Annotated in this window: 1 protein-coding gene; it reads right to left on the reverse strand. The window is 43.5% G+C overall.

What is annotated here, in order from left to right:
* Nucleotides 1-474 (reverse strand): PKD domain-containing protein (locus tag E7X57_RS12180; RefSeq protein ID WP_135613258.1); only part of this gene is annotated, 474 nt, incomplete at both ends.

Raw genomic sequence — 474 nt, forward strand, 5'->3', positions numbered from 1 at the left:
TACCGTCAGCATCAATATCCCAGGACCATGACGTTGCATTGGTTGAGAGATCCGTAAACGCAACGCTCAGGGGAGCAATACCTTCAGTGACATTAGCACTGAAATCGGATACCGGAAGTATAGGAACGGATGTCACATTGATATAACCGGTCTTGATTTCGGAATCAGTACCATTGATATTACTGACAGTAAGATTGACAGTATACAAACCAGCTGTATCATACGTATGAACGAGATTCTGACTGGAGTAATCTTCAGTACCGTCAGCATCAATATCCCAGGACCATGACGTTGCATTGGTTGACAGATCAGTAAACGCAACGCTCAGGGGAGCAATACCTTCACTGACATTAGCACTGAAATCGGATACCGGAAGTATAGGAACTGATGTCACATTGATATAACCGGTCTTGATTTCGGAAGCAGTGCCATTGATATTACTGACAGTAAGATTGACAGTATACAAACCAGCTG

Source organism: Methanococcoides sp. AM1, from assembly GCF_900774055.1.
Classification (GTDB): domain Archaea; phylum Halobacteriota; class Methanosarcinia; order Methanosarcinales; family Methanosarcinaceae; genus Methanococcoides.